The following is a 7,311-nucleotide window of genomic DNA, read 5'->3' as shown; positions in this document are numbered from 1 at the left end:
TCAAGGCTTCCTAATGAAGTTGTCAAGCCGCTGCGGCAACCGGAGGTACAGCTTGGTAACACCGTCCGTCACGGATGAGTGCCCACATAACGTTGACCCGTCGGCGGGCCAGGGCAAGGACCGCCTGCTTGTGACGCTTGCCTTCAGCGCGCTTGCGGTCGTAGAAGCGCCTGGACTCTGTATGACAGCCGATGCTGATCAACGCCGAGGTGTAGAAGACCCGTTGCAGCCCGCGGTGGTACTGCTGAGGGCGGTGAAGGTTGCCACTGACGCGCCCGGAGTCCCGAGGTGCCGGGGCCAGGCCCGCGAACGACGCGAGACGGTCAGGACTCGCGAACGAAGTGATGTCGCTGCCGATCGCGGCAAGGAACTCAGCGCCGAGCACAGGCCCGATGCCAGGCATGCTGGCGATCACATCGGCGAGTTCGTGCTTGCGAAACCGGTCCTCGATGAGCTTGTCGATCTCCGCGACCTTCCCGTTGAGGACCATCACCTCCTCGGCCAGGGCCTGGACCATCTGGGCGATTGCCTTCTCCCCCGGCACAGAGGTGTGCTGACGCTCCGCGGCCTCGTGCGCGGCGGCTGCCAGCGCGGCAGCGCTTCGAACCTTGCGGTTGCCCAGCCACTTCTCCAAGCGGCTCACACCCGCTCGGCGGATGGCCGCCGGGGTCTGGTAGCCGGCCAGCAGCACCAGCGGCCCGGCGTTGGTCAGCTCCAACACGCGCTCAAGCGCCGGGAACACACTAGTCAGCGTCCCGCGCAACCGGTTGACCGCCCGGGTACGATCACAAACCAGATCGGTCCGCCTAGCCGTGAACAACTTGAGCTCGATGGTGGCCTCGTCGCTAGGGCGCATGGGCCGCAGGTCTCGGCGAACACGAGCCTGGTCCGCGATGACCAGCGCGTCCCTGGCATCGGTCTTGCCCTCGCCCCGGTATCCGTCCGTGGCCCGGTTGACTGCCCGGCCGGGGATGTAGAGCAGCGGCTGGCCGTGGTTGACCAGCAGGGTGATCAGCAACGCGGCACCGCCGTCGGCCATGTCCACCGCCCAGGTGGCCTCCTCGCCCAGGTCGAGGACGTCGTCCAGCAGTTGCAGCAGCTCCAGCTCGTCGTTGACCACGCGTCGGGACAGCAGCTTCCTGCCTTCCGCGTCGATGACGACGCAGTGGTGGTGGGCCTTGCCGCAGTCGATCCCCGCCCATATCCGGCTCATCGTTCTCCTGCCGTGCTCGTCGATGCAGTGCTTACCACGGACGACCTCGCCGGCATTGCCCTACTCAGCGATCTTGTCGCACTTCCTAATCAGCGGCCGAGTCGTCGTGGGGTGCCGGGCGGCCAAGCCATGAGAGCCACGAGCGGCAGCCGCCTGAAAGCCACACCCAGCACCCCTGGGTGATCAAGACCATACGACTGGCTTCATCGACCCATCAACAACGTAGGGCCGCCTGACCGATCGTCACAACAGCACTCGCAACAACCGCAGAAGGAGAAGCCGTGAAAGAGTTCCTGGTCGAGCTCACCACCACCGTGCCCGAGGGCACCGACCCGGCCGAGGTCGAGCGCGTGCGCGCGGCCGAGGCCGTCCGGGCCGCGGAACTGGCCCGCGCCGGCCACCTGGTCAGACTGTGGCGCCCCGTGGGCGAACTGCGCAGCATCGGCCTTTGGCGGGCCGCCGACGAGGCCGAACTGTACGAGGCGCTGCTCGGCACACTGCCCCTGTGGCCGTGGATGACCTCGACGGTCACCTCCCTCCGGCCCCACCCCAACGACCCGGCCGGCGCCGCGGCCTGATCCCCACACGGCTCCCGCTCCCTGCGGGGCCACCGCACGTCGCCGACCTCACCGGTCGGCGACGTGCCGCTGAGGAAATCCGTTGCGCTCGAACCTGCCAGCCTCGGTGTACGCCCCTGCGGCCGTGGGAGCCGGCGCCGGCGTGTCTGCCTCCCACCAGTGCCCTGAGAAGTTCGCGAAGCGGATCCCGCAGTGGATGTCGAGGTAATAGAGGTATGGACTGGCCGTCACGGCGGCGGTGGGGAGCGGCGGTTCGGCCTTGACCCCGTAGGCCTGGACTTCGGACCTGCAGCCGGCAAGGAGCAGGGCCGCTGTGACGGTTGCGACGGCGAGAGAGGGAACCGAGGCGTAACGCCTCCTGCTAGAGCGGGAGTTGCCGGTCATGTCGATGGGACGAAGGCGCAGCCCGTCACGTTCCTCGGTGTGCCGTCTCCGATACACAAGCGATACCGCGCCGTGCCCGGGAAGGCCCTGAGCGAAATCCCTTTGCGTGGCTGTGCTGCGCGGTTCGACACTGAGACCATGCTCGGATTCGTCAGGACCGACAACGAAGCCCTCGTCTCGTGCTTGGGCGACCCGCAGCGCGCCGTGGCGGCCTACCGAGAGCTGTTGCGACGCAAGGATGACGCGCTCGGCGCCATCCGCGCCGGCCTCTCCCACGAGGACGCGGCCGTCCGAGAGGGCTGCTGCCGGCTGCTGGACCACCTCGTCGACACCGAGTCCATGGGCCGACTCATCACCATGGCCGACGATCCCGACGCCCAGGTCAGGATCGCCGCGTTCCACGCCCTGGCCTGCGACCGCTGCAAGGGCGACACCTGCGCACCGGGCGCGGACCGGGTCCTCGAGCCCGCCCTGCGACACCTGGCCTCCGACCCCGACCCGGGTGTCCGGGCCAGGGCCGCCGAGCTCGTCGGCAGGTTCGCCCACAGCGACACCCAAGCCGTCGCCGCCTTGCAGGCCGCCCACGCCCACGACCCGAGCCCGGCCGTCCGGAAGAAGGCCGGCTGGTTCATCCCGGGAGGGACCATCTACAAGCGGACCGCCTCACGCCCGCCCGCGTAACGGGGTCGAGGGTGGCCTATGCCAAGTGGAACAGTGCGGTGGCTTCCTGGATCTCCACGATGGCCCTGGCGAAGCCCTCGGGGCCACCTCCCCCTCCGGAGTCGTGACCAGCAACGCTACGGAGGGTCCGCGCCCAGCTACAAGGGCAACGGGCGTCTATTCGCGTTGCCGCATAATCCCGCGCCCCGAGACTGCGATCAGGTCGTTCATGACGATCAGTGCTGGCAGCGTGCGACCATACGGGTGATCCTCAGTCATTCATCCAGTTTTCAGTGATTATGATCCACCCTCGTGACAGGAAGTCAGAACGCTCGCACAGCCCGGAACTTGGCCGATGTGGTCATCCTCGGCGCAGGGCCAGGGTCGGACACACCTGTCCCCTTCCCTGAAGCACCAGCACCGCCCGGACTGAGGATCTCTCCGCAATGACCACGACGATGACATCTGGCGACACCGCCCGCCTGCGCGCGACGGTCGACTTCGTCACGAGCCAGGACACCAGCACCCTGCTCCCGCTCCTGCTGCCCGGCCTCGACGGCCCGGAGTTGCGGGCGTTAACGGATCGCTGCCGCTTCGCGCACGCGGCGCTGCTTGTCTTCCCCACCGATCCGGCGATGCTGCGCGCGGAGCTGACCGCCTGCGGGCTGACGGCCGATGTGCCGGAGCACCCGAGTGTCGTGGTCCGGCAGCGGCTGGCGCTGCGGTATGAACGTGACGCTGCGGAGCTTGATGTAAGGATTCTGCGGCCCACGGTGCACGGGCTGGAGGGGGAACGCCGGGTCGTCGAGGTGTTCACGCTGACCGTTCCACCCGGCTCGGAGCTGGCCGCGATCGCCGCGCACGAACGCGGGCAGGAGAACGAGGCGCACCTGGCCTTCGAGGTCGAGCGGCCGGATCCGCTGGTGCTGCGCGGCCTGGCCTCGCTCTTCGAGCGACACGGCGCGGTCGCCGATGGTGGTGGGTACAACCCGCACGAGGACGGCACGGTGTTCTACTTCACCGTCCCCGCCGACTCGAAGGCCGGCTACCGGCGGGTGGAGCTCTACGCGAGCGGCGACCACCGGGACGTGCTCGCCTCCCACCTGGGCAACCCCGGCCGTGCCGACGAACCTGCCGAAACGCTCCTGCGCCTGATGACCGGTGCGTGGACGACCCAGGCCCTCGCGACCTGCGCGCAGTTGCGGCTGCCCGAGGCCCTGGACACCCCGACCGCCAGGGACGTCGATGCGCTGGCAGAGGCCGTCGGCGCCCATCCGGACAGCCTCGCGACGCTGCTGCGCTATCTCGCGATGCTCGGTGTGGTGTCGCAGGGCCCGGACGGGTTCCGGCTCACCGAGCTCGGGATGCTGCTGCGCGCGAACGCCGCCGGATCGCTGCGGCCGCTGGCCCTCATGTACGGCGGCCCGTTCTACCACTCCTTCGCCCTGCTCTCCCATGCCGTGCGCAACGGGCAGACCGGCTTCGAACAGCTCTTCGGCGAGAACCACTTCGACTACTTCGCCCGCCACCCCGAACTCGCCGAGCGGTTCGACCAGTCCATGGCCGCGAGCTCGCGGATGTTCGAGCCGCTGCCCGCGCATCCGGTCCTCACTGCGGCGGGCCGGGCGGCCGAGCCCAGGACGGTCGTCGATATCGCGGGCGGCAACGGGGAGTTGCTCGGCCGCGTGCTGGCCGCGCACCCGGGCCTGCGCGGCGTCCTGCTCGAACGTCCGCACGTCATCGAAGCCGCACGGCGATCGCTCGCGCCCACCGTCGGCGACCGTTGCACCTACCAGGTGGGCGACTTCGCCGACGTGCCGCCGGGTGCGGACGTCTACCTCCTCTCCCGTGTGCTGCACGACTGGGACGACGAGCGCTGCCGGGAGATCCTGCGCCACTGCGCCCGCGCGATGCCCGCCGACGCCGACCTGCTCATCGTCGAGCGGCTGCTGCCGGCCGACGGCTCGGCCTCGCTCGCGACCGCGTGGGACCTTCACATGATGTGCAACGTCGGCGGCCGCGAACGGCGCGCCGACCACTACGCCCGGCTGCTGGAGAGCGCGGGGCTGCGCCTCGTGGGCCGCTCGCCACTGCCGTTGGACGCCCACGTGCTGCACGCCCGCATGGTCGACGCTCCCGCGTACGTGCCGGCGAGCCGCCTCGAGTGACGTGAAGCGGCGTCGGTGCGTGTGCGGATCGCGCAAGCGTCAGGCCGCCGGCTCCTGGTCGGGACGGTCGGCGGCCGGTGCGAGGCCGTTGGTGGTCAGCAGTTGCCTGAGCTTGGCCGCCTCCGGCAGGCCGAGCGACTCGTAGATCCCGATCGCGCGGCGCAGGTGCTCAGCGGCCGCCAACCGGTTGCCCAGGGCGAGTTGGGCCCGGCCGATGGCCTCCTGGGCGCGGCAGCGGCGCAGCGTTCGCTCGCCCGGCGGCCCGGCCAACCGGTCGGCCTGCCGGGCCAGCTCAAGCGCGCCGACCACGTGCTCGTGGTCGACCAGGGCACCATCGTGGAGGCCGGCGCCCCCGCCGAACTCGCCGCCCGCGAGGGCAGCTACGCCCGCTTGCTGGCCGCGTCGCCCGTACGCTGATCGCTCGGAACCGTCCGATCCGAACCGTCTGAAGGGAAATCCGCGGCATCATGCGCATCGACCGGCTCGACCACCTCGTCCTCACGGTGCAGGACCTCGACGTCACCGTCGCCTTCTACACGAAGGTCCTCGGCATGCAGGAGGTGACCTTCCGCGGCGGCCGCCGCGCGCTGACCTTCGGTCACAGCAAGATCAATCTGCACCAGGCGGGGCGGGAGTTCGAGCCCAAGGCCGCGCTGGCCACCCCGGGCAGCGCCGACCTGTGCTTCATCGTCGCGCAGCCGCTCGACGAGGTGGTCGCCGAACTCGCCACCTGCGGTGTGCTGGTCGAGGAAGGGCCGGTGGAACGCACCGGCGCCACCGGCCCGATCACGAGTGTCTATGTGCGCGACCCCGACGGCAACCTCGTCGAGCTCGCCAACTACCTCGGCTGATCGTCACATCCTCCGGGGGCTCTGCCGTGAGGACGTCGGGTCGAGCTACGAGCCGTTGGCCAGCAGATCGCCGACGGCTGCGATGCCCTCCGTGATGGCCCGTGTCCCGACGTTGCCGAAGCCGAGGACGAGTTGCGCCGGCGTGGCGGCGCGCGAGGCGCGGCAGGTGCTCATGCCGTAGAGGCCGACGGACCGGTCCCGGGCGGCGGTGACGACGTGGTGTTCGTCGGCGCCGGTGGGCAGCCGGGCGACGGCGTGGAAACCGGCGGCGAGACCGGTGACCGACAGCTCGGGAGCGTGTTCGGTGAGCGCGGCGAGCAGCGCGGTGCGGCGGGTCGCGTAGGTGGTGCGCATGCGGCGCAGGTGGCGGTCGAAGCGTCCGGACTCGATCAGTCCGGCCAGGGCGAGCTGGTCGAGCGTCGGGGTTCCGCGGTCGCTCCGGTGCTTCTGGTCGGTGAGCGGCCCGGCGAGCGCGGGTGGGCAGAGCATCCAGCCGATCCGCAGGGCGGGGGCGAGGGACTTGCTGACGGTGCCGAGGGAGACGACCCGGTCGGGTGCCAGGCCGTGGAGCGCGCCGACGGGTTCGCGGTCGTAGCGGAACTCCGCGTCGTAGTCGTCCTCGATGATGATCGCGTCGCGCTCCGCGGCCCACTCGATCAGCGCCAGCCGGCGCTCCGGCGCGAGGGCGACGCCGGTCGGCCACTGGTGGGCGGGGGTGACCACGACGGCGCGGGCGTCGGTCGCGGCCAGCGCGCGTACGTCGATGCCGTGCTCGTCGACGGGTACCGGAACCGCCCGCAGGCCCGCCGCGGCGGCGGCCGCACGGACGGTGGCGGGTGAGCCGGGGTCCTCGAAGGCCACGGTCCGCACGCCGCCGTCCGCGAGGACGCGGAAGGCAAGGCCGAGGCCCTGGGCGTAGCCGTTGCAGACGACGATGTGCTCGGGGTCGGCCGCAGCGGCGCGGACCCGGCGCAGGTAGCCGGCCAGGACCTCGCGCAGGTGCGCGGCGCCGCGCGGGTCACCGTAGTCGAACGCCGCCGTCGGCATGGCACGGGCTGCCTCGCGGGTGGCCCAGAGCCAGTCCTGAACGGGGAAGGAGCCGAGGTCCGGTACGCCCCACCGGAAGTCGGCGACCAGGTGTGGGGCCTCGGTGCGCGGTAGCGCGGCACCTGGCGGTGGCACGGCGCCGGCCGCCACCCGGGTGGCGGAGCCGGGGCGGGTCACCAGGTAGCCCTCGGCCTGGAGTTGGGCGTAGCACTCCTGCACGAGGCCGCGCGAGAGACCGAGCGTGCGGGCCAACTCCCGGGAGGACGGCAGCCGTTCGCCGACCCGCAGGCGGCCGGTGCGGATCGCGTCCCGCACCCCGTGCTCCAGCTGCGCGCGCAGGGGTCGGCTGCTGGTGCGGTCGACGGCCAGCAGCAACTCGGGCGGGCAACTGGACCACTCCACGGGCATGA

The 7,311-nt window shown here is 70.9% G+C and carries 8 protein-coding genes; 4 read left to right on the top strand and 4 right to left on the bottom strand.

Annotated elements, in window-relative coordinates:
- Positions 1 to 22: 22 nt before the first annotated feature.
- Positions 23 to 1,213, bottom strand: coding sequence for an IS110 family RNA-guided transposase (locus AC060L_RS21275; protein WP_483798717.1), 1,191 nt, complete (start codon positions 1,211 to 1,213; stop codon positions 23 to 25).
- A gap of 281 nt (positions 1,214 to 1,494) precedes the next feature.
- On the opposite strand from AC060L_RS21275, the gene AC060L_RS21270 reads away from it, so the two are divergent.
- A complete protein-coding gene (locus AC060L_RS21270) occupies positions 1,495 to 1,791 on the top strand; it encodes a muconolactone Delta-isomerase family protein (protein WP_483800413.1) in 297 nt (98 codons plus the stop codon).
- A gap of 48 nt (positions 1,792 to 1,839) precedes the next feature.
- Here AC060L_RS21270 and AC060L_RS21265 read toward each other — a convergent pair whose 3' ends face one another.
- Positions 1,840 to 2,175, bottom strand: coding sequence for a hypothetical protein (locus tag AC060L_RS21265; RefSeq protein WP_483800412.1), 336 nt, complete (start codon positions 2,173 to 2,175; stop codon positions 1,840 to 1,842).
- 138 nt (positions 2,176 to 2,313) lie between these two features.
- On the opposite strand from AC060L_RS21265, the gene AC060L_RS21260 reads away from it, so the two are divergent.
- Both AC060L_RS21260 and AC060L_RS21255 read left to right on the top strand, forming a co-directional pair.
- Positions 2,314 to 2,856 (top strand): HEAT repeat domain-containing protein, encoded by a 543-nt coding sequence (locus AC060L_RS21260; RefSeq protein ID WP_483800411.1) that lies wholly within the window; start codon positions 2,314 to 2,316, stop codon positions 2,854 to 2,856.
- Between the two features lie 425 nt (positions 2,857 to 3,281).
- Complete coding sequence (locus tag AC060L_RS21255) at positions 3,282 to 5,003, top strand: methyltransferase (RefSeq protein ID WP_483800410.1); 1,722 nt, start codon at positions 3,282 to 3,284, stop codon at positions 5,001 to 5,003.
- Between the two features lie 39 nt (positions 5,004 to 5,042).
- Here the strand turns inward: AC060L_RS21255 and AC060L_RS21250 are convergent, their stop codons facing one another.
- Positions 5,043 to 5,312 (bottom strand): hypothetical protein, encoded by a 270-nt coding sequence (locus AC060L_RS21250; RefSeq protein ID WP_483800409.1) that lies wholly within the window; start codon positions 5,310 to 5,312, stop codon positions 5,043 to 5,045.
- 158 nt (positions 5,313 to 5,470) lie between these two features.
- Between AC060L_RS21250 and AC060L_RS21245 the strand changes: the two genes are divergently transcribed.
- Positions 5,471 to 5,854: a VOC family protein gene (locus tag AC060L_RS21245; RefSeq protein ID WP_483800408.1), complete on the top strand. Its 384-nt coding sequence runs from the start codon at positions 5,471 to 5,473 to the stop codon at positions 5,852 to 5,854.
- A 45-nt stretch (positions 5,855 to 5,899) separates the two neighbouring features.
- Here AC060L_RS21245 and pdxR read toward each other — a convergent pair whose 3' ends face one another.
- The gene (pdxR, locus tag AC060L_RS21240) at positions 5,900 to 7,309 is read right to left on the bottom strand and encodes a MocR-like pyridoxine biosynthesis transcription factor PdxR (protein WP_483800407.1); all 1,410 of its coding nucleotides are present in this window, start codon (positions 7,307 to 7,309) and stop codon (positions 5,900 to 5,902) included.
- Positions 7,310 to 7,311: the final 2 nt, after the last annotated feature.

The sequence above is a fragment of the Kitasatospora sp. NEAU-69 genome, from assembly GCF_057158765.1.
Note: the sequence above shows the minus strand (reverse complement) of the source record. Positions and strands in the feature narration are given on the sequence as shown.

What these genes read in the sequence shown, in the direction of transcription:
- pdxR (WP_483800407.1), bottom strand. Translation starts at nt 7,309, where the DNA reads ATGCCCGTGGAGTGGTCCAGTTGCCCGCCCGAGTTGCTGCTGGCCGTC.
- AC060L_RS21245 (WP_483800408.1), top strand. Translation starts at nt 5,471, where the DNA reads ATGCGCATCGACCGGCTCGACCACCTCGTCCTCACGGTGCAGGACCTC.
- AC060L_RS21275 (WP_483798717.1), bottom strand. Translation starts at nt 1,213, where the DNA reads ATGAGCCGGATATGGGCGGGGATCGACTGCGGCAAGGCCCACCACCAC.
- AC060L_RS21260 (WP_483800411.1), top strand. Translation starts at nt 2,314, where the DNA reads ATGCTCGGATTCGTCAGGACCGACAACGAAGCCCTCGTCTCGTGCTTG.
- AC060L_RS21255 (WP_483800410.1), top strand. Translation starts at nt 3,282, where the DNA reads ATGACCACGACGATGACATCTGGCGACACCGCCCGCCTGCGCGCGACG.
- AC060L_RS21265 (WP_483800412.1), bottom strand. Translation starts at nt 2,175, where the DNA reads ATGACCGGCAACTCCCGCTCTAGCAGGAGGCGTTACGCCTCGGTTCCC.